We start from the raw sequence: 23,707 nt of genomic DNA, 5'->3' as shown, positions 1-23,707 counted from the left end.
CTTCCTCGCGCCCGTGGCGTCCGCCGTCCGAAGACGGCGGACGCCACGGGCGTTTCATGCGCCGGGCGTCGGCCCGGCGGGGACGGCCGCGGTCAGCAGCCGGGCCATGGCCTCGGGGTTCTCCATCGGCGCCGAGTGCGCGCCCTCGATGCTCCGGGTCGTGAACGTGCCCCTGGTCAGCGCGGACCAGCCCTTCATCGTGCCCTCGGGCAGCACCGGGTCGGCCGTGGCCGACACCGCCGTGACCGGGATGTCCAGCGGACCCCTGCGGTCGGCGTCCAGCATGCGCTGGTACCGGGTCCACATCGCGGAGTCGTTCCGCAGGTTCTCCAGGTAGCCGGCGAAGACCTCGCCGTGGGCGAGGATCCCGTCGGGCAGCACCCCCCGGAAGGCCTCGGCCAGGGTCCCCGGCTCCGCCGTGTCCCACAGCGCCGACACCTCTTGGAACCGCTGGAGCTCCTCCGGGGCCTCGGTGAACGGCGGCAGCGCGCAGGCGGCGACGAGGGACAGTTCCGGTCCGCCCGCCCTGCTGCCCAGCCGGTGGGCGATCTCCCAGACTCCGCTTGCGCCCTGGCTGTGCCCGTACAGGACGACCGGCACGTCGAGACGGTCGGACATCTCCGCCACGACCCGGTCGACGAGCACGTTCACATCATTCACCGGGGCCTCCCCGCCGCTGCCCTCACGGCCGGGAACCCGGATGCCCAGCAGTTCCACGTCCTCGGGAAGGTACGGGACGAGCGGGATGTGGGCGGTGGTCGTGCCGCCCATTCCGGCCATGCACAGGATGCGTGCCCTGGGGTTCGGCGCCGGTTTGAGCACCCGCACCAGCTGGTCAGCCGAGGCCGTCGGCGAGGCGGTGGCCGAGTCCTCGGTGCCGGGCGGGCGCCCGGTGAGTTCGTCGACCAGGTGTCGCGCGATGCCGGCGCAACTGCCGTGCCGGAACAGTACGTCCGTGCCGAGCGGCAGGCCGGTCCGCCTGGCGAGCCTGGCGCGCAGGCCGACCGCCATCAGCGAGTCCATCCCGAGCTGCTGGAGGGGCTGTTCGGCGGGCACGTCCGCCACCCCGAGGGCGGCGGCGGCCTCGACGCGGACCAGTTCGAGCACCGTACGCAGCCGTGCGTCCCGTCCCATGCCCGCCAGCCGCTCGCCGAGTCCGCTCTCCTGGCGCGTGCCCGTCATCTCGGCGCGCGCCTCCGGGATGCCCAGCAGCAGCGGACGCCGCCGGGCGACGCAGAAGGTGGGGGTGAAGCGGGACCAGTCGATGTCGGCCACGCCCAGTGCCACCCGGTCCGTTCCGAGTACCAGGTCCAGTGCGCCCAGTGCCCGGTCCGGGGCCATCATCCGCAGGCCCCGTTCCCGGAGCTGCTCCTCGGCCTCCTCCGTCACCATGCCTCCGTCGGCCCAGCCGCCCCAGTGGACGACGGTGGCCGTGCGGCCGCCCGCCACCCGGTGCCGGGCGAGGGCGTCCAGCGCGGCGTTGCCGGCCGCGTAGGTCGTCCCGCCGCCCGCACCCCACAGGCTGGCGCCGCTGCCGTACAGCAGGAACGCGTCCAGGGGCCGGTCGCCGAGCAGTTCGTGCAGGTGCCAGGCGCCGGACACCTTCGCGGAGAGTTCCTCGGCGGCCCGGGCTCCGTCGAGCTCGGCCAGGAGTGCCATTCCGGCGATCCCGGCGAGGTGGGCGACGGCCGTCAGCGGCGGGCCGCCGGCGTCGATCCGGTCGATCAGTTCGGCGACCTGCCTCCTGTCACCGACGTCGCAGGCCGCCGTCACGATCTCCGCCCCGGTCGCCTCGAGTTCCTCGCGGAACCGCGCGGAGACCTCGCCGGAGCGGGAGGCGAGTACGACGCGCCGCGTGCCGCGTTCCGCGAGCCAGCGGGCGAGCCGCCGGCCGAGGGCGCCGGTGCCACCTGTGATCAGGGCGGTGCCGCTGGTCGTCCACGGCGCGCCCGGTGCGGGCGTGGTGCGGCGCAGCCTGCGTACGTACCGGCCGTCGGCGCGCAGCGCGATCTGGTCCTCGTCGTCGCCGGCGAGGACGGCGCGGACGAGCTGCCCGGCCCAGTGCGGGTGCGGCTGTTCGGGCAGGTCCGCGATGCCGCCCCAGGCTTCGGGGCGTTCCAGTGCCGCGACCCGGCCCAGTCCGTGGAGCAGGGCCTGCTCGGGACGCGTGACCGGATCGGCCGCGTCCACGCCGACGGCGCCCCTGGTGACCAGCCACACCGGAGTCCTGGGGTGGCTCGTTCCGAGTTCCTGCAGCAGTCGTACGGTCCGGAGGAATCCGTGCCGCGTGCCGTCCTCGTCCGGCGGCGTCAGGACGATCACGCCCTTGAGCTCCGCCGGCAGGGAGGCGAGGTCACCCGGGTCCGTGCCGGCCCGGTGCGCGGCGGCGCCCGCTTCGCCGAGAGCCGCCACCAGCTCCGCGGCGGGTGACGCGGGGTCGCCGAGGACGGCCCAGACCCCGTCCGCCGGTGCCGGGGCGGGTTCGGCGGGCTGCCAGGTCTCCTCGTACAGCCAGTCGGCGATCCCGGCGTGGTCGTCGCGGCCCTGGTGCCAGCGCCGGAGCAGCGGCAGCAGGTCCATGACGCTGTCCCGGTGCTGCCCGGACGCGCCGAGCAGCTCGGCGAGCGCGTCGGCCTCGCCCGCCCCGACGGCGTCCCAGAACCGCTGGTCGGTCGTCTTGCGGCGGGCGGGTTCCTTCCAGTGGCGCTGCCGCTGGAACGCGTAGCCGGGCAGGCCGACCATGCGGCCGTCGGGGACGGCCGCCGGCCAGTCGATCCCGACACCGTGCGCGTGCAGCGCGCCCAGGGTGCGCTGGAGCCGGTCCAGGCCGCCTTGGTCTCGTTCCATGGCCGCCAGGACCACCGCGTCCCGGTCCGCGCCGCCGTCGGCCAGTGGCATGGCCAGCACGGGATGCGGGCTGACCTCGACGAACACCGTGTACCCGTCGGCGAGCAGCTGTTGCTGGGCGAGGTCGAGCCGTACGGGTTCGCGCAGGTTCCGGCACCAGTACGCGGCGTCCAGCTCCTCGCCCGAGGCCCGCCGGCCCAGCACGGTGGAGTACAGCGGGATGCCGGTCGGGCGGGGGCGCAGCGGGGCGAGGCGGTCCCGCAGGCCCGGCAGCAGTGCGTCCATGTGCGAACTGTGGGACGCGCAGGAGGTGTTCAGCTTGCCGCACCACACGTCCTGGTCGTCCCACGCGTAGAGCAGCTCTTCGACGACCGCCCGGTCACCGGAGATGACCGTGGATCCCGGTGTGTTCACCACGGCGACCGAGACGGCGTCCCCGTGCGGCGCCAGTGCCGTCGAGACTTCGGAGACGGGGAGTTCCACCGTCGCCATCTCGCCGTCCGAGTCCAGCGCGGCGAGGGCCGTGCTGCGTGCGGCGACGATCCTGGCGCCTTCGTCCAGGGTCAGGGCGCCGGAGACCACGGCCGCGGGGATTTCGCCCTGGCTGTGTCCGACGACGGCCTGGGCTTCCAGGCCCAGCTCCTGCATGGCCGCCGCCAGGCCGAGGTACATGGTGAACAGCACCGGCTGGGCGATGTCCAGGCGGTCCCAGGCGATGCGGTCCTCGTCCTGGAGCAGTTCGCGGACCGACCAGCCGGTCCAGGGGCGCAGTGCCTCGTCGCAGCGGGCGACCGTGTCGGCGAAGGCCGGGCTTTCGGTGAGCAGGCGCCGGGCCATGCCCGGCCACTGCGAACCCTGGCCGGGGAAGACGAAGACGACCTTGCCCGGCCGTGCGGTGGCGAGGGTGACCGTCGCGTCCGGCCGGTCGTGGGCGATGGCGGTCAGTCCTTCGATGACCGCGGTCAGGTCGGATCCGGCCACCGACGCGCGTTCGGCGAAGTGTTCGCGGTGCCGGGTGGTGGTCCAGGCCAGGTCGGTGAGGGTGGTGTCGGGGTGTTCGGTGAGCCACCGGGCCCACCGGCCGGCCTGGTCCCGGAGTGCCTGCGGGGTCCGTCCGGAGACGACCACGGGCGCCGCGGCGCGTGCCGGGGCGGGCTGCGCGGCGGTCTGGGGCGGCTGTTCCAGGACCAGGTGGGCGTTGGTGCCGCCGATGCCGAACGAGGACACTCCGGCCCGTCGGGTGCCCGACCAGGCCCGTGTGTCGTCGCTGATCCGCAGGACGGCCGGGTCCAGGCCGAGTTCGGGGTTGACGCGCTGGAAGTTGACCGTGGGCACCAGCTCGCCGTGGTAGACGCACAGCGCCGCCTTGACCAGCCCCGCCAGGCCCGCGGCCACGTCGGTGTGGCCGATGTTCGACTTCACCGATCCGACGGCGCAGGGCTCGTCGCGGTCGGGGGTGAAGACCTCCTGGAGGGCCTGGATCTCGATGGGATCGCCCATGGCGGTGGCGGTGCCGTGTGCTTCGACGTAGCCGATGTCGGCGGACGACAGTCCGGCGTCGGCGAGCGCGTCGGTGATGACGGTGGCCTGGCCGTTCACGCTGGGCGCGGTGAATCCGACCTTGTCGGAGCCGTCGTTGTTGATGGCGCTGCCGCGGATGACCGCGTAGATCCGGTCTCCTGCCTCGACCGCGTCCGACAGCCGACGCAACACCACCGCCACCACACCGTTGGCGAGGACCGTGCCCGCGCCGTCGGCGTCGAAGGGCCGGCAGTGTCCGTCCGGCGAGGCCACGAAGCCTTCCTGGTACTGGTAGCCCTGTTCCAGGGGGAACGTGAGTGCGGAGGCGCCGACGAGGGCCACGTCGGACTCTCCGCGCAGCAGGCTCTGCCGGGCCAGGTGCGTGGCGACCAGACCCGTGGAGCACGCCGTCTGCACGGTCAGCGCGGGTCCGCGCAGGTTCAGCTTGTGGGCCAGGCGGGTCGCGAGGAAGTCGTTCTTGTTGCCGATCGCCGAGCGGAAGACCTCCGAGGCGTCCTCGGAATCGCCCTGGTCGTAGCCACCGAAGCCGACTCCGCCGAAGACCCCGATGCGGCCGGGGTCGGCGCCGGGCAGGATGCCGGCGTCCTCCAGGCCCTGCCAGGCCGTCTCCAGGAAGAGGCGGTGCTGCGGATCCATGTTCTCCGCTTCGGACGGAGAGCATCGGAAGAACTCGGCGTCGAAGAGATCGGCGTCCTGCACGTACCCCTTGGCCGGGACGAAGCCGGGGTCCTCCAGCACGCTCCTGGGTATCCCGGCGTCGAGCAGTTCCCGCTCGGTGAAGCGGCGGATCGACTCGACTCCGCCGCGCAGGTTCGCCCAGAACTCGTCCGCGCCATTGGCACCGGGCAGGCGCAGGGCCACGCCGACGATCGCCACCGCGTCCTCGTCCGGACGCTGCCGGTACGTCGCGGCCGCGGTCACCGTGCGCGTGGTGTCGCCGCGCAGGAACGCGGTGAGCTGCCGGACCGTGGAGTAGCGGAACAGCGTCGCGAGCGGGAACTCGCGGTCCAGGGCGGCGCAGAGCCGCTCGTGGACCCGCAGCGCCGCCATCGACGTTCCGCCCAGTTCGAAGAAGCCGCGGTCCGGGTCCACTTCGGCCAGGTCCAGTACCTGCGACCAGGCCGAGACCACCGCGTCCCACACCCGGTCGCCCTCGGCGGCCGGTTGCGCGAGCTCCGGCCGCGGCGCGGGCAGTGCGGCCAGTGCCAGCCGGTCGATCTTGCGGTTCGGTGTCAGCGGCAGGCTGTCCTGCCGGATCCACCGCGCGGGCAGCATCGACACCGGCAGCCGCGCCGCGGCGTGCTCGGCCAGGACCTGCCGGCCGGCGTCCCCGGAGTAGTACACCCACAGGGCCGCCGGGCCGGCGTCCTCGCGTACGACCGCCGCGACTTCCCGCACGCCGGCGCAGCCGGCGACCACGGACTCGATCTCACCGAGCTCGATGCGGTGTCCGGCCAGCTTCACCTGGCTGTCCACGCGGCCGCAGTACTCCAGTGAGCCGTCCTCGCGGTAGCGGACGACGTCCCCGGTGCGGTACATCCGCCCCGCGCCCTCGTACGGGTCCGCCACGAACCGCTCGTCGGTCAGCGCGGCCCGGTCCCAGTAGCCCCGCGCGACACCGCGCCCGCCGATCCACAGCTCACCGCGACAGCCGCGCGGTACCGGCTGCCGGTGCCGGTCGAGCACGGCCAGCCGGGTGTCGAGGACGGGCGATCCCAGCGAAACCGGGCCGGGCTCGACGCGCCAGGTCGTCGACCAGACGGTGGTCTCCGTGGGCCCGTACATGTTGAGCACGTCGCCGCCGCAGGTCCGCAGCAGCCGGTCGGCCAGGCCGCGGTCGAGCGCTTCGCCGCCGACCAGGAGCAGCCGCAGCCCGCCGAGCAGCTCACGGCCTTCCGCGTCCGCCAGCAGCATCCTGGCCAGTGACGGCGTGCACTGCAGGTGCGTCGGCCCGTACTGCCGGTATCCGGCCCAGGCGCCGAGTTCTCCGCCGGCGACGACCACGCGGTGGCCCCTGGTCAGGGTCCACAGCAGTTCGAGGCCGGAGATGTCGAAGGACACGCTGGTCACGGCGAGCCAGGTGCCGTCGGCGCCACCGCCGACGCGGTCGTCCATGGCCAGGCAGAAGGCGGCGAACTGCGCGTGTTCGACCACCACGCCCTTCGGGGTGCCCGTCGAGCCCGAGGTGTAGATGACGTAGGCGGGGTCGGACGGTTCCGGTCGGACCGGCACAGCCGCGTCCGGCTGCTGTCCGTGGTGCCCGTCCTCGGCGGTCTCCTCGGCGGCCTCCTCGACGGACAGCACGCGCGGGCCGTCCGGCAGGACGTCCGCGAGGGAGCCGGCCGAGATCACCACCCCGAGGCCGCTGTCGGACACCACATGGTCCAGACGCGCCTTCGGGTACGCCGGGTCCAGCGGAACGTAGGCGGCCCCGGCCATCCAGGTGCCGAGCATCGCCACCGGCAGATCGGCCGTGCGGGGAAGGCAGAGGCCGACCAGGTCGCCACGGGTCACGCCCAGTGCGGCGAGCCGCCGGGCGATCGCGCGGGCTCGCGCGGACACCTCCCGGTAGGTCAGCTCGTGTCCGTCCGACACCACGGCCACCGCGTCGGGGGTCCGTGCCGCCTGTTCCAGGATCCGCTGGAACGCGGTCTCGCCGGCGGGCCGGGCCGCGACGTCGCCGCCGTGCTCGGCGAGCCAGCGGCGTTCCGCACCGCAGAGCAGTTCGCTCTCGCGGACCGGACGGGCGGGCCGCTCGGCCAGCGAGGCCAGCAGGGTCTCGAAGTTGGCGGCCATCCGGTCGGCCGAGTCCCGGTCCAGCACGTGCGACTGGAACTCCAGCTCCCCGCGCAGCACCTCGCCGTCGGCGGTCAGGGTGAGGCCCAGCTCGAACTTCGACGCGCCCCGGACGTTGCCGGACACGCTGCCCGTGGTGGGAAGCCGCCAGGCCTCCTCGCCCGTGCCGATCGTGGGGAAGGCCGCGCCGCCGTAGTTGAACACCGCCCGGAACAGCGGGTTCTCCTCGCCGGTTCGGTCACCGCCGGCGACGCGCACGACCTCGGTCAGCGGGACGCTCTGGTGCTCGAACACCCCGCGCACACGGGTGTGCGTGCGGGCGAGGACGTCCTCGAAGGACACCGCCCCGGTCAGGTCGCAGCGCAGCGGCAGGGTGTTCGCCAGGAATCCGAAGGTCTCCGCGACCTGCGGCAGCTCCCTCGCCGACCAGATCGTGCCGATGCTGAAGTCGTACTGGTCGGTGTACCGGGCGAGCAGCACCGCGAAGGCGCTGACGTACACGGTGTACCCGGTGACGGAATTGCGTGCGGCCAGCTCGTCCAGAGCGGCCCGGAGCTCCGCGGGCACGGTGAAGTGCACGGCGTCGCCCTGGTCGTCACGGTCGTCACGGTCACCCTGGTCGCCCCGGTCGTTCTCGGCGGTGTCCCGGGCGGGGAGTTCCAGACGCTGGGCTCCCTCCAGTTCGGACGCGAAGTACGCGAGCGAGCGCTCGAAGGCGCCCTGCTCGACGGCCTGCTTCTCCCACCGCGCGTAGTCGCCGAGGTGGTAGCGGACCTCCGGCAGCTCGAGGGGCTGCTGCCCGGCGAGGGCCCGGTACGTCTCGTACAGCTCGTTCAGCAGCAGGGACAGCGACCAGCCGTCGGTGATGGCGTGGTGCAGGGTGAGGCACAGGGTCCACATCTCGCCGGAGTCCACCAGCAGGCAGCGGAAGAGGGTCTCGGCATCCAGCTCGAACGGGGTCCGTTCCTCCGCGTACAGCGTCCGGTCGAGCGCGTCGGCATCGGCCACCCGCTCGTGCCGCAGCGGGACGGTGAACTCCCGGTGCACCACCTGGACCAGTTCGCCGTCGCGCAGCTCCAACCCGGTGCGCAGCGCCTCGTGACGTTCCATCACCGTACGCAGGGCCCGGCCGAACGTCTCCGGGCACAGGGGGCTCGCCACCTCCAGCCGGAGAACGGCGTTGTACTGCGCGGAATCCGGATGCATCCGCTCCAGGAACCACAGCCGGCGCTGGCCCTCGGTCGCCGGGTGGACGTCGCGCCGCTCGGCGCGTTCCATCACCGGACCGGAAGGCGGCAGCTCGGAGAAGGCGTGGGCCAGCAGATGGTCCACGACCGCCTGGGGCGTGGGGTGCTCGAAGGCGAGCGTGGATGGCAGCGGCGTGCCGGTCACCTCGCTGAGCCGGTTGCGCAGTTGCAGGGCCATCATCGAATCCAGCCCGCGCTCCTGGAACCGCTCGTCCACGGGCATGGGTTCGCCGAGTCCGAGGACGCCGCGGAGGACCTCCTGCACGGCCTCCAGCACGGCGGGGGCACGGGCCGGCTCGGGCAGTGCCGCCAGCCGGGCCGCCAGGTCCGCGGGGGGTGCCTGCCGTTCCTGCCGGGTACGGGATCCGCCGTCGATCCAGTAGCTCTGCCGCTGGAAGGCGTAGCCGGGCAGGCCGACCAGGCGGCCGGGGCCGTCGATGACCCGGGTCCAGTCCACCGGGTGGCCGTGGACGTGCAGTTCGCCGAGGCCGCGCACGATCTGGTCGAGGCCGCCGTGGTCCCGGCGCAGGCTGCCCAGGACCACTCCGCCCCGGTCGGCGGTGAAGGCGGTCAGCGGGATCGCCAGCAGCGGGTGCGCGCTGATCTCGGTGAACACGCCGAAGCCGTCGGCGCTCAGTGCGTCGAGCGCCAGGTCCATGCGCACCGGTTCGCGCAGGTTGCGGCACCAGTACCGGGCGTCCAGGGCCTCTCCGCCGATCCGCGCGCCGGTCACCGTGGAGTACATCGGCACCGTCGTCGCGCGGGGGCGCAGTCCGCTCAGCGCCGCTTCGACCTCGGGCAGCATGGGGTCGACCAGGCCGCAGTGTCCGGCGCGGTCCGCCTTGATCCGGCGGGAGAACACGTCACGGTCCGCCAGCCTCGCGAGCAGGTCGCCCACCGCGTCCGCCGCGCCGGCCACCACCACCGAACCCGGGGTGTTCACCACGGCCACCGACAGCGCACCGCCGTATCCGGCGAGCAGTTCCTCCACCTCGGCCAGCGGCAGTCCCAGCACGGCCATGCCGCCCGAGCCGCTCTCGATGCGGTCGAACGCCTGGCTGCGGACGGCGACCACCTTGGCGCCCTCCTCCAGGGTCAGCGCTCCGGCGACGACGGCGGCGGGCACCTCACCCTGGCTGTGCCCGACCACGGCCTCCGGTTCCAGGCCGACGGACCGCCACACCTCCGCCAGGCCGAGGGCGACCGTGAACAGGGCGGGCTGGGTCACCTCGACGTCGTCCAGGCTCAGCCCGCTCGCCTCGGGGTCCGCCAGCAGTTCGCGGACCGACCAGCCGGTCCAGGGGCGCAGTGCCTCGTCGCAGCGGGCAACCGCCTCGGCGAAGGCCGGGCTTTCGGCGAGCAGGCGCTGCGCCATGCCCGGCCACTGCGATCCGTGGCCGGCGAAGACGAACACGACCTTGCCGCGTTCCTCGGCCACGCCGGTGCACACCGCGTCGTCGGCGTGTCCGTCCCCGAACGCGGTCAGCCCGCGCACCGCCTCGTCCAGGTCATGGGCGAGTACGGCGGCCCGGTGGTCGAAGTGCCGGCGGTTACGGGTGGTCGTACGGGCGAGGTCGGTGAGGGGGGTGTCGGGGTGCCGGGTGAGCCAGTCGGCCCATTGGCGGGCCTGGTCCCGCAGTGCCTGCGGGGTCCGTCCGGAGACGACCACGAGCGCAGCGGCCCGTGCCGGGGCGGTGGGCGTGGCGGGCTGCGGCGGCTGTTCCAGTACGAGGTGGGCGTTGGTGCCGCCTATGCCGAAGGAGGAGACCCCGGCGCGGCGGGTGCCCGCCCAGGCGCGGGTGTCGTCGCTGATCCGTAGGACGGCCGGGTCCAGGCCGAGTTCGGGGTTGACGCGCTGGAAGTTGACCGTGGGCACCAGCTCGCCGTGGTAGACGCACAGCGCCGCCTTGACCAGCCCCGCCAGGCCCGCGGCCACGTCGACGTGGCCGATGTTCGACTTCACCGATCCGACGGCGCAGGGCTCGTCACGCTCGGCGGTGAAGACCTCCTGGAGGGCCTGGACCTCGATGAGGTCGCCCATGGCGGTGGCCGTGCCGTGTGCTTCGACGTAGCCGATGTCGGCGGACGACAGTCCGGCGTCGGCGAGCGCGTCGGTGATGACGGCGGCCTGGCCGCTCACGCTCGGCGCGGTGAATCCGACCTTGTCTGAGCCGTCGTTGTTGATGGCGCTGCCGCGGATGACCGCGTAGATCCGGTCCCCTGCCTCGACCGCGTCCGACAGCCGACGCAACACCACCGCCACCACACCGTTGCCCACCACGGTGCCCTGGCGCTCGGCGTCGAACACACGGCAGGAGCCGTCCGGGGAGAAGACGAAGCCTTCCTGGTGGTAGTAGCCGTACTCCAGGGGGAAGGTGAGCGCGGAGGCGCCGACGAGGGCCACGTCGGTCTCCCCGCGCAGCAGGCTCTGCCGGGCCAGGTGTGCGACGACCAGACCCGTGGAGCACGCCGTCTGCACGGTCAGCGCCGGACCGCGCAGGTTCAGCTTGTGCGCCACCCTCGTGGACACGAAGTCGGACTTGTTCCCGAGGAGATTGCGGTAGAACTCGTGGAGTTCGGTGATCTCGTCGCCTCGGACGGTTCCGGTGTTGTAGCCGCCGAATCCGGCGCCGGCGAAGACTCCGATGCGGCCGTGGTCGGCGCCGGGCAGGACGCCGGCGTCCTCCAGGCCCTGCCAGGCCGTCTCCAGGAAGAGCCGGTGCTGCGGATCCATGTTCTCCGCTTCGGACCGCGAGTACCCGAAGAACTCGGCGTCGAAGAGATCGGCGTCCTCCACGTACCCCTTGGCGGGGACGAACGCGGGATCGTCCAGCACGCTGCTGGGCACCCCGGCGTCCAGCAGCTCCTGGTCCGTGAAGCGGCGGATCGACTCGACACCGCCGCGCAGGTTCGCCCAGAACTCCTCCGCGTCGCGCGCGCCGGGCAGGCGCAGGGCCACGCCGACGATCGCCACCGCGTCCTGGTCCGGGCCCGTGCCGCCCGTGCCCGTACGCTGCTCGGCCGTCGCCGTCGCCGTCGCCGCTGCCGGGGTCACCGCGGGTGCGGGGGTGTCGGCGCGCAGGAACGCGGTCAGCTGCCGCACCGTGGAGTGGCGGAACAGCGTCGCGAGCGGGAACTCGCGGCCGAGGCCGTCACGGACCAGCTCGTGGACCCGCACCGCCGTCAACGACGTGCCGCCCAGATCGAAGAACCCGCTGTCCGGGTCCACCTCGTCCGGCTCCACCTCCAGTACCTGCGACCAGGCCGAGAGCACCGTCTCCCACACCCGGTCACCGCCGGCGGACGGCTCCGCCTGTGCCTGCGGCGCGGGCAGCGCGGCCGGCTCCGGAGCCGCCCCGGCGCCGGGCCTCCGGAACCGGCCCTCCTCCTCGGCGTGGAGCAGGGGCAGCCGGCTGACCGGCAGGCCGCCGTCCCGGACGAAGGAGGTCAGCAGGGTCTCGAAGTTCGCGACCATGACCCGTGCGGATTCCCGGTCCAGTACGTGGGTCCGGAACTCCAGCTCACCGCGCAGTCCCTCCGCGGCGGGTGCGAGGCTCATGGTCAGCTCGAACTTGGCGGTTCCCGCGACGTTGCCGGTGAAGAACCCGGCGAAGGGCCGCCACGTGTCGTCGTCCGGCTCCGCGCCCAGGCCGTAGTTGAAGACCGCCCGGAACAGCGGGTTCTCCTCGCCGTTGCGCTCGGCGTCGACGACCTTGACCACTTCGGACAGGGGCACGTTCTGGTGCTCCATCACGCCGAGCACGCGGGACTTCATCGCCGCCAGCAGCTCGGGCACGTCCGGGTCGGCGGAGAGGTCGCAGCGCAGCGGCAGGGTGTTGGCGAGGAAGCCGACGATCTCCGCCGACCCGGACAGCCCGCGCCCGGACCACACCGTGCCGATGCCGAAGTCCCGCTGGTCGCCGTACCGGGCGAGCAGTACCGCGAAGGCACTGGCCAGCACCGTGTACAGGGTGACCCCCGCCTCGGAGGCGAGGGCCTCCAGCTCGCCCCGGAGGGCGTCGGACACGGCGAATCCGACCTTGTCCGCGCCGGAGTCCGGGTCGCTCGGGGGCAGTTCCAGACGCGGGACCCCGGACAGTTCGTCCCGGAAGAAGCCCAGTCCCGTCTCGAAGGCTCCCCGCGCGATGGAGTCCCGCTCCCAGCCGGCGTAGTCGCCGAGGTGCACGAGTGACGCGCTCCCGCTGTCGGGTACGCGGCCGGCGCGGAACTCCCCGTACGCGGCGAACAGCTGGTTGAGCGTCATGACCAGCGACCAGGCGTCGACGATCGCGTGGTGCAGGGTGAGGCAGACCACCTGTTCGTCGGCGCCAGTCAGCACCAGGCAGCGCAGCAGCACGGGGCCGGACAGGTCGAAGGGCGTCTCTGCCTCGACGCGGATCCGGTCGGCCAGCTCATCGGGGCCGGCGACCTCCTCGAAGCACAGGGGGCTGCCGAACTCCTCGTACACCACCTGGACCAGTTCGCCGTCGCGGCTCTCCAGGCCCGTGCGCAGGGCCTCGTGCCGCCGCACCACGTGCTCGACGGCGGAGGCGAACGCCTCGCGGTCCAGCGGTTCGGGGACCCGGACCGGCATCGTCACGTTGTACTCGGCCGTGCCGGGGCTCATCTGCTCCAGGAACCACAGCCTGCGCTGCCCCTCGGTCGCGGGATGGACGTCGCGCCGCTCCACGCGTTCCACGCGCGGACGGACCGCGACCTGTCCCTGGCCTCCCAGTTCTCCCAGGTCGCCCAGGCAGCCGTTCAGGTACTCCGCCAGGCGGGCGGGCGTCGGGTGGTCGAAGACGGCCGTCGCGGGCAGGGACAGTCCGGTCTCCGCGGACAGCCTGCGGCGCAGTTCCACGGCCATCAGGGAGTCCAGTCCGAGTCCGGTGAACTCCGCGTCGGGGCGGATCTCGTCGGGGCGGCCCAGTGCCGCGGCCGCTTCGCGCCGCACGAGGTCGGCCAGCGCGCGGATGCGCTGCGGTTCCGGCAGGGCGGACCAGCCGGTGTCGGCGCTGTCCGTACGGGTGTCCGCGAGCCTGCGCATCCGGGTCCTGCCGCGCAGCAGCGGCGCGCGGTCGTCCTCGGCCCCGGACAGATCGATCCGCAGGGGTACGAGGTGCGCCCGCCGGCCGGTCAGCGCGGTGTCGAGAGCCCCCAGCGCCTGGGCGCCGGTCAGCGGGGCCGCGCCCTGCCTGCGCATCCGTGCCAGTTCGGCCCGGCCCAGGTGCGCGGTCAGGCCCGTACCGGCCTGCTCCCACAGCCCCCAGGACAGGCTCAGTGCGGGAAGTCCCTGTCGGCGCCGCTCGAGCACGACCGCGTCCGCGAACGCGTTCGCCGCGGCGTAGCCGCTCTGCCCGGCGCTTCCGAGGACACCCGCGGCGGACGAGAACACCACGAACGAGGTCAGCGGACGGTCCGCGGTCAGCTCGTGCAGCCACCATGCCGCGCGTGCCTTCGGCGCCCAGACGCGTTCCAGACGCTCCGGGGTCTGGTCGGTGAGCAGCCCGTCGTCGAGCACGCCGGCCAGGTGCCACACGCCGACGAGGTCCGGGACGGACTCCACGAGTCCGGCCAGCTGTTCGCGACGGGTGACGTCGCAGGCCACCACGCGTACGTCGGCGGCCCCGGCGGCGGTCAGTTCGGCGACGAGCTCGTCGGAACCGTCCGCGGCGTCACCCCGGCGGGAGGCCAGGACCAGCTTGCGCACTCCCCATGAGCCCACCAGGTGCAGGGCGACCTGCCGGCCCAGTTCACCGGTGCCACCGGTGATCAGCACCGTGCCCTCGGCCGCGGACGCGGCGGCGTGGCCGCCGTCGGGTGCCGTGTCGTGCGGGGAGAACCGGACCAGCCGGGGCACCCGTACCGTCCGGCCGCGGACCACCAGCTCCGGCTCGGGCAGGGTCAGTGCCGCCCGCACCGTGTCCGCGTCCGCGCCGGCGTCCACGTCGAGCAGCCGCACCGGGTGTCCCTCGGCGCGTGCCGCACGCAGCAGGCCCCACAGGGGCGCAGAGGTCAGGTCGACGCCCTCGCCCTCGTCCGCGGAGACCGCCTGACGAGTCACCCAGACCAGTTCGGTACCGGTCAGGCGTGGATCGGCCAGCAGCTCACGCGCACGGGCCAGGGCAGCCGCGGTGAACTCCTCCGGGGTGCCGGAGGGCCGGGTGGCGTCCACGACGATGCGGGACGGAACCGGTCCGGTGGCGGTTCCCGCGTCCGGTACGGGCAGTACGGGCAGTACGGGCAGTCCCAGTGTGGCCGCGAGGGGGCCGGTGGTGATCACGGTGTCCGCGGGCCCGGCGGCGGGCGTCGACGGGCATTCCTGGAACTCCAGCCGGTACAGGTGCTGCTGCGCCGCCGTCCGCAGGCCTTCGGCGCGGGCTTCCCGGAGGCGGAGGCCCGCCGTGACGACCGGGTCCCCGTGCTCGTCCGTCACGTACAGCTCGGCCTGCTCGCGCGTGCCGTCGAGGCGTACGCGCACCCGCACGACCGAGGCCCCGGTCGCGTACAGCCGGGCGTCGCTCCACTCGAACGGCAGCAGGACCCGCTTGCCGTCGCGGTGCCCCGTGTTCTCGTCGCCGGGCGTCTGGGCTTCCTCGGCGGTGAGGATCGTGTGGAGCGCGGCGTCCAGGAGGGCGGGATGGATCCCGAAGCCTTCGGGCCGCAGGTCCTCCGGGAGGCGGAGGAGGGCGTAGAGCTCGTCGCCCTGCCGCCAGAGGGCGCCGAGGCCCTGGAAGGCAGGGCCGTAGTCGAGTCCGCGCTCGCGGAAGCGCTCGTAGAACCCGTCCAGGGGCACGGGTTCCGCGGATCCGACCGCCGCCGCCCAGTCGAGGGGTTCGGGGTCGTGCGGCCTTGTGCCGTGGGCGAGTTGGGCGGTGGCGTGCGTGGTCCAGGGCGTGTCGGGGTGGGCGTCGGGGTCGGGGTGGGTGTGCACGGTGGCCTGGCGGCGCCCGTGGCCGTCGAGGTCGGTGACGGCGATCTGAAGCCGCAGCCGCCCGGTCTCGGGCAGGACCAGCGGGGTGGTGAGGGTCAGGGTCTCCACCGTGCCGGCGCCGACCCGTTCGGCGGCCGTGAGGACCATGTCGAGGATCCCGGTGCCGGGCAGCAGCGTCGTGCCGAACACGCGGTGGTCGCCCAGCCAGGACTGCCCGCCGTCGGTGGGGTCGATCGTGCCGGTGAGGATCAGTCCGTCTCCCGAGGCCAGCGGTGTCGACAGCGTGAGCCACGGGTGGTCCACCCCGTCCACGCCGCCCACCCCGTCCACGCCCCGCCCGGAGGCGTCCGCGGGCGGGGTGCCGGGGGCGGCGAGCCAGTACCGCCGGCGGTCGAAGGCGTACGTGGGCAGCTCGCTCGCCGGGGGTGTCCGGGGGACGAGTTGCTGCCAGGGCCATGCGTCGGCGTGGGCGAGGCCGGCGCGGACCCACGAGGTGAGGACGTCGGTGGTGTCGCCCCGGTCCCGGTGGGCGCTGGCCACGGCGACTCCGCCGTGGTGCCGGGTGATCTCGTCGAGGGCCATGGCCATGACGGGGTGCGGGCTGATCTCGGTCCAGGTGTGGTGGCCGTCGGCGGTGGCCGCCTGGGCGGCCTGGTCGAAGCGGACCGGCCGGCGCAGGTTGGCGCACCAGTAGTCGGCGTCCATCTCGGTGCCGTGGGCCAGACGGCCGTGGACGGTGGAGTAGAGCGGGATCCGTCCGGCTGCCGGCTGGAGGCCGGCGAGCTCCTCGGCCAGGGCGGGGAGGAGGGGGTCCATGTGGGCGCTGTGGGAGGCGTAGTCGACCTGCACCCGGCGGGCGAACACGTCCTCGGTCTTCAGCTGCGCCAGCAGGGTGTCCAGGGCATGGGCGTCCCCGGAGATCACCGTGGACGTGTGAGTGTTGACCGCGGCGATCGACAGGCCGGTGCCGGCCAGGCGCTCGCCGATCCACTCATGGCCGCGTTCGACGACGGCCATGCCGCCCTGACCACGGCAGGTGGCCACGGCCCGGGAACGCGCCGCCACGATCCTCGCGCCCTGCTCGACGGTCAGGACGCCCGCGACCACCGCGGCGGCCACCTCACCCTGCGAATGCCCGATCACGGCCCGCGGGGTGACACCCATCGACTCCCACCAGGCGGCCAGGCCCACACCCATCGCGAACAGTGCCGCCTGCACCTCCTCCACCCCGGACAACGGCCGCTGCCCGGTGATCACCTCGGTCACCGACCATCCGGTCCACGGCAGCAACGCCGCATCACACGCATCGACCGCCCGCGCGAACGCCGGCGAACTCCCATACAGCGCCCGGCCCATGCCCTCCCACTGCGACCCCTGACCCGGGAACACCCACACACCCCCGGCACCGGCCCCCTGAAGGGCCTCGTCGCCCAGTCCCTCGACGGGGGCGATCACACCGGGCGTCTCGATCCCCTCGGCCAGCGCTTCCAACCGGCTGATGGCCTCGTCGCGGGTGGTGGCCAGGACGGCTCCCCGCTGGTCGAACCAGCCGCGGTGCCACAGCGCGGTGGACGCCACCCGCTCCAGGGACACCTCCGGGTGCGCGCGCCACCAGGCAGCCCAGCGCCCGGCCTGCGCCCGCACCACACCCGCGTCCCGGCCCGACACCACCACCGGGAACACCCCGCCGGCGGCGGCCTGTCCGGGGACGGCCCGTACGGCGGGCGCCTCCTCCAGGACGAGGTGGGCATTGGTCCCGCTGAGCCCGAACGAGGACACGCCCGCCCGCCGTACCCGGGAGTCCTCGCGCGGCCACGAGCGCGCCTCGCCCAGCAGCTCGAGCCCGCTGCCCTCCCATACGACATGGGGGCTCGGCTCGTCGGCGTGCAGGGTCGCGGGCAGCTGCTCGTGCTGGAGCGCGAGCACCATCTTGATCACGCCGGCCACGCCTGCGGCGGCCTGGGCGTGGCCGATGTTCGACTTCGACGAACCGAGGTACACCGGCTGCTGCGCGGACCGTCCCGGTCCGAAGACCTCGGCCAGGGCTCCCGCCTCGATCGGGTCGCCGAGGGGGGTGCCGGTGCCGTGCGCCTCGATGGCGTCCACGTCCGCCGGGGACAGCCCCGCCCGCGACAGGGCCTGCTGGATCACGCGCCGCTGCGAGGGCCCGTTCGGGGCGGTCAGCCCCTGGGAGCGGCCGTCCTGGTTGACGGCCGAACCGCGGATGACCGCCAGGACGCGGTCGCCGTCGGCCCGCGCGGCCGACAGCCGCTTCAGTACGAGCACGCCGCAGCCCTCGGACCAGCCGGCCCCGTCCGCGTCGGCGGAGAAGCTCTTGCACCGGCCGTCGGCGGCCATGCCGCGCAGCCGGGAGAACTCCACGAACAGCGAGGGCGTCGACATCACGGTCACGCCGCCGGCCAGCGCGATGTCGCACTCCCCCTGGCGAAGCGCCGTCACCGCCAGGTGCAGGGCCACCAGCGAAGACGAACACGCCGTGTCCACCGTCACCGCCGGGCCCTGCAACCCCAGTGAGTACGACACCCGGCCCGACAGCACGCTGCCGGCGCTGCCCATCGAGCCGTACGCGTCGAGCGCACTCAGGTCGTGCCGGTGGAATCGGTCGTAGTCCGATCCCATCGCACCGAGGTACACGCCGGTGTTGCTGCCCTCGAGGGTTCCGGGGCGCAATCCGGCGCGCTCCAGGGCCTCCCACGAGGCTTCCAGCACCAGGCGCTGCTGCGGGTCCATCGCCTGCGCCTCGCGCGGCGGTATCCCGAAGAAACCGGCGTCGAACTCCTCGACGTCCCGCAGGAATCCACCGGTCCGCGCATAGCTCTTGCCCACGGCCTCCGGATCCGGGTCGTACACGTCCCAGCCGTCCCACCGCGACGGGAACCCCTCGATCGCGTCCCCACCCGAGGACAGCAGCTCCCAGAACTCCTCCGGAGTCCCCACCCCGCCCGGCAGCCGGCACGCCATCGACACGATCGCGACCGGATCGTCGTCCTGGGCCTGGGCCTGGGCCTCGCCCGCGGCCGGTGCGACGGCCCCGGTGGGCGGCGCGGCCGGTGCCAGGTCCATCCGTTCCAGGAGGAACTCGGCCATGGCGGCCGGGGTCGGGTGGTCGAAGGCCAGCGTCGCGGGCAGCGGGACCTCGGTCTCCTGCGAGATCCGGCGCCGCAGTTCCACGGCCATCAGCGAATCGAGGCCGAGGTCCCTGAGCACCTGCTGGGCCGGCACCGCGCCCTTGTCCGGAAGGCCGAGCACGTTCGCCGCCGCCGACCGCACCAGCAGCGTCACCGTCTCCCGCCGCTGGTCGGGGGAGAGCGCCGCGAGCCTGCCGCGCAGGCCCGACGGGGCCTCCCCCGCGTTCGCCCGCCGCAGGCGCGTCCTGACCATGCCGCGGAGCAGTACCGGCACCTCGGGCTGGCCGCGGTGCAGCGCGGCCAGCCCGAGCCGCACGGGAACCAGGTGTCCCAGCGAATCCACCGCCAGCGCCGCGTCCAGTGCCCGCAGCCCCTGGTCCACGGAGAGCGGCTCGACGCCCATGCGCCGGATCCGGGTCAGCTCGGCCCGGCCGAGATGTGCGGTCAGCCCCGTGCCGGCCTGCTCCCACAGGCCCCAGGACAGGCTCCTGGCGGGCAGGCCCGCGTGCGTCCGCCATACGGCGAAGGCGTCGAGGAAGGCGTTGCCTGCGGCGTACGTGCTCTGGCCGGGGCTTCCGAGCACTCCGGCGAGCGAGGAGAACATGACGAACTCGGACAGCGAGTGCTCTCGGGTGAGTTCGTGCAGGTGCAGCGCCGCGTCCAGCTTCGGAGCCAGTACGCGCTCCAGCCGCTGCGCGTTCTGGTCCGGGAGCAGTCCGTCGTCCAGTACGCCGGCCAGGTGCCACACCGAGTCCAGATCGTCGATGGAACCGATCAGACCGGCGAGGGCTTCCCGGTCGGCGACGTCACAGGCCACGATCCGTACGCTCTCAGCCCCGGCCCCCGTGAGTTCGGCGGCGAGGCCGGCGGCCCCCGGGGCCCGCTCGCCCTGACGCGAGGTCAGTACGAGGCGCCGGACGCCGCGGGTGCGCACCAGGTGCCGGGCGAGCTCCCGGCCCAGCTCACCGGTTCCGCCGGTGACCAGTGCCGTTCCCTCCGGTACCGGAGTTTCCCCGGTGGCGCCTTCCGGCTCCGGGTCGACCGGGACCAGCCGCGCGACCCGTATCCCTCCGGCCCGTACGGCGATCTCGGGCTCGTCGGCGACGGACACGGCCCTGGCGAGCACAGCGGTGTCCTCGGCCGCGGAACCGGTGTCCACCAGCCGCAGCGACCGCTGGGGGTACTCGGCGCGCGCGGCACGGACCAGGCCCCAGACCGGGGCGTGCACCAGACCGTCGACGCCCTCCCCCGGCCCGGCCGGTACGGCCTGCCGGGTCACCCAGACCAGTTCGGTCCCCTCCAGCCGGGACTCGGCCAGCAGACCCTGCAACACGTGCAGTGCGGTGGCGGTGGCCGTGCGCACCGCGTCCGCCAGGTCACCGGGGTCCCGCGTGGTGCTGTCGACGACGAGGCGGGCCGGGGGCTCGTCGCCGGCGTCGAGCAGGGCGCGCAGCCCGGCCACGTCGGTGACGGGCCGTCCGCCGGTCGCGTGCGCGAGGTCGCCGGAGCCTCCGAGGACCCAGGTCTCGGCCGGTACCTCGCGGGTCGCGGGGGAAGGCCGGAAGTCGAGCCGGTAGAGGTGGTCGCTCGTACGCTGTCGCAGCTGCTGTTCGGTCGCCGGGCGCAGGACGAGCGCGTCCACGTAGGCCACCGGATCGCCGTGGGCGTCCGTCATCCACAGCCGGGCCTCGGACGACGCGGGGTCCCGCTCGATCCGGACGCGCAGTTCGGTGGCCCCGGTGGCGTACAGCTCCACCCCGGTCCACTCGAAGGGAAGCGACACCCGTCCGGTGTCGGCGTCCAGTACGGCGACCGCGTGCAGCGCCGCGTCCAGCAGCGCCGGATGCACCGCGAAGCCGCCTGCCGCCGCGCTCTCGGCCCCGGCCCCGGCCGCCGACTCGGGCAGGCGGACCACGGCGTAGGCGGTGTCGCCGCTGCGGGAGAGCTCCACCAGGCCCTGGAAGGCGGGTCCGTAGTCGATCCCGCGCTCGCGCAGCCCGTCGTAGAACCCGTCCAGATCCACGGGTGTGGTGCCCGCCACCGGCCCGCTCCGCAGGTCCCGGAAGCCGTCGCCGTGGGTGTCGCCGGCTGTCGGGTGGGTGAGCCGGGCGGTGGCGTGGGTGGTCCAGGGCGCGTCGGGGTGGGTGTCGGGGTCGGGGTGAGTGTGGACGGTGACCTGGCGGCCCCCGTGGCCGTCGGCGCCGGTGACGGCGACCTGGACGCGCAGCGCGCCGGTCGCGGGGAGGACCAGGGGGGTGGTCAGGGTGAGGGTGTCGATCCCGGTGGCGCCCACGCGTTCGGCGGCGGCGAGGACCATGTCGAGGATCCCGGTGCCGGGCAGGAGCACGGTGCCGAACACCTTGTGGTCGTTGAGCCAGCGCTGTCCGGGTGCGGTGGCGTCGATCCTGCCGGTGAGGACGAGGCCGTCGTCGTCGGCGAGCGGGGTGGAGAGCGGGAGCCAGGGGTGGTCGAGCCCGTCCGCGCCCCAGGCCGAGGGGTCGGCCGGGGTGCCGGCGGAGGTGGGGAGCCAGTAGCGCCGGCGGTCGAAGGCGTAGGTGGGCAGGGCCGTTTCCACCGGCGTCCGCGGCACCGCGCGCTCCCACGGCCAGCCGTTCCCGCGGGCGAGGCCGGCGCGGACCCATGAGGACAGGACGTCGGTGGTGTCGGCCTGGTTCCGGTGGGCGGTGGCGACGGTGGTTCCGCCGTGCTGCTGGGTGATCTCGTCGAGGGCCATGGCCATGACGGGGTGCGGGCTGATCTCGGTCCAGGTGTGGTGGCCGTCGGCGGTGGCCGCCTGGGCGGCCTGGTCGAAGCGGACCGGCCGGCGCAGGTTGGCGCACCAGTAGTCGGCGTCCATCTCGGTGCCGTGGGCCAGACGGCCGTGGACGGTGGAGTAGAGCGGGATCCGTCCGGCTGCCGGCTGGAGGCCGGCGAGCTCCTCGGCCAGGGCGGGGAGGAGGGGGTCCATGTGGGCGCTGTGGGAGGCGTAGTCGACCTGCACCCGGCGGGCGAACACGTCCTCGGTCTTCAGCTGCGCCAGCAGGGTGTCCAGGGCATGGGCGTCCCCGGAGATCACCGTGGACGTGTGAGTGTTGACCGCGGCGATCGACAGGCCGGTGCCGGCCAGGCGCTCGCCGATCCACTCATGGCCGCGTTCGACGACGGCCATGCCGCCCTGACCACGGCAGGTGGCCACGGCCCGGGAACGCGCCGCCACGATCCTCGCGCCCTGCTCGACGGTCAGGACGCCCGCGACCACCGCGGCGGCCACCTCACCCTGCGAATGCCCGATCACGGCCCGCGGGGTGACACCCATCGACTCCCACCAGGCGGCCAGGCCCACACCCATCGCGAACAGTGCCGCCTGCACCTCCTCCACCCCGGACAACGGCCGCTGCCCGGTGATCACCTCGGTCACCGACCATCCGGTCCACGGCAGCAACGCCGCATCACACGCATCGACCGCCCGCGCGAACGCCGGCGAACTCCCATACAGCGCCCGGCCCATGCCCTCCCACTGCGACCCCTGACCCGGGAACACCCACACACCCCCGGCACCGGCCCCCTGAAGGGCCTCGTCGCCCAGTCCCTCGACGGGGGCGATCACACCGGGCGTCTCGATCCCCTCGGCCAGCGCTTCCAACCGGCTGATGGCCTCGTCGCGGGTGGTGGCCAGGACGGCTCCCCGCTGGTCGAACCAGCCGCGGTGCCACAGCGCGGTGGACGCCACCCGCTCCAGGGACACCTCCGGGTGCGCGCGCCACCAGGCAGCCCAGCGCCCGGCCTGCGCCCGCACCACACCCGCGTCCCGGCCCGACACCACCACCGGGAACACCCCGCCGGCGGCGGCCTGTCCGGGGACGGCCCGTACGGCGGGCGCCTCGGGCTCCTCCGGGGATCCCGTGCCCGTCGGTGCCTCTTCGAGGACCAGATGGGCGTTGGTCCCGGACAGGCCGAACGACGACACGCCCGCGCGCCGCGGCCGGGACTCCTCCCGCGACCAGGAGCGCGCCTCGCCCAGCAGCTCGAGCCCGCTGCCCTCCCATGCGACGTGCTCGCTGGGCCGCTCGGCGTACAGGCTCGGGGGCAGCTGCTCGTGCTGGAGGGCGAGCACCATCTTGATCACGCCGGCCACGCCCGCGGCGGCCTGGGCGTGACCGATGTTCGACTTCGACGACCCCAGCCATACCGGCTGCTCCGCGGACCGCCCCGGCCCGAAGACCTCGGCCAGCGCACCGGCTTCGACCGGGTCGCCGAGGGGGGTGCCGGTGCCGTGTGCCTCGATGGCGTCCACGTCCGCCGGGGACAGCCCCGCCCGCGACAGGGCTTCCCGGATCACGCGCTGCTGCGAGGGCCCGTTCGGAGCGGTCAGCCCCTGGGACCGGCCGTCCTGGTTGACGGCCGAACCGCGGATCACGGCCAGGACCCGGTCACCGTCGGCCTGCGCCGCCGACAGCCGCTTCAGTACGAGCACGCCACAGCCCTCGGACCAGCCGGCCCCGTCCGCGTCGGCGGAGAAGCTCTTGCACCGGCCGTCGGCCGCGGTGCCCCGCAGCCGGGAGAACTCCACGAACACTGACGGCGTCGACATCACGGTCACACCGCCGGCCAGCGCGACGTCGCACTCGCGCTGCCGCAGCGCCGTCACCGCCAAGTGCAGGGCCACCAGCGAAGACGAACACGCCGTGTCCACCGTGACGGCCGGGCCCCGCAGCCCCAGCGCGTACGACACCCGGCCCGACAGCACACTGCTCGCCCTGCCGGTGTTGACGTAGCCGTCCTGGTCCCCGAGGCCGTGCCCCAGGCTGCCGTAGTCGCCGTTCATCGTGCCCAGGTAGACACCGGTGTTGCTGCCCTCGACGGCTTCGGAGGGGTACCCGGCCCGTTCGAGGGCTTCCCAGGCGGTCTCCAGGACGACCCGCTGCTGCGGGTCCATGGCCCGCGCCTCGCGCGGCGGTATCCCGAAGAAACCGGCGTCGAACTCCTCGACGTCCCGCAGGAATCCACCGGTCCGCGCATAGCTCTTGCCCACGGCCTCCGGATCCGGGTCGTACACGTCCCAGCCGTCCCACCGCGACGGGAACCCCTCGATCGCGTCCCCACCCGAGGACAGCAGCTCCCAGAACTCCTCCGGAGTCCCCACCCCGCCCGGCAGCCGGCACGCCATCGACACGATCGCGACCGGTTCGGTC

Annotated in this window: 1 pseudogene; it reads right to left on the bottom strand. The window is 73.9% G+C overall.

The features are described from left to right. Positions 1-102 precede the first annotated feature (102 nt). Positions 103-23,703, bottom strand: a pseudogene (locus OG299_RS41170) (amino acid adenylation domain-containing protein); the annotation flags it as partial. Positions 23,704-23,707: the final 4 nt, after the last annotated feature.

The organism is Streptomyces sp. NBC_01296 (assembly GCF_035984415.1).
GTDB lineage: Bacteria > Actinomycetota > Actinomycetes > Streptomycetales > Streptomycetaceae > Streptomyces.
Note: the sequence above shows the minus strand (reverse complement) of the source record. Positions and strands in the feature narration are given on the sequence as shown.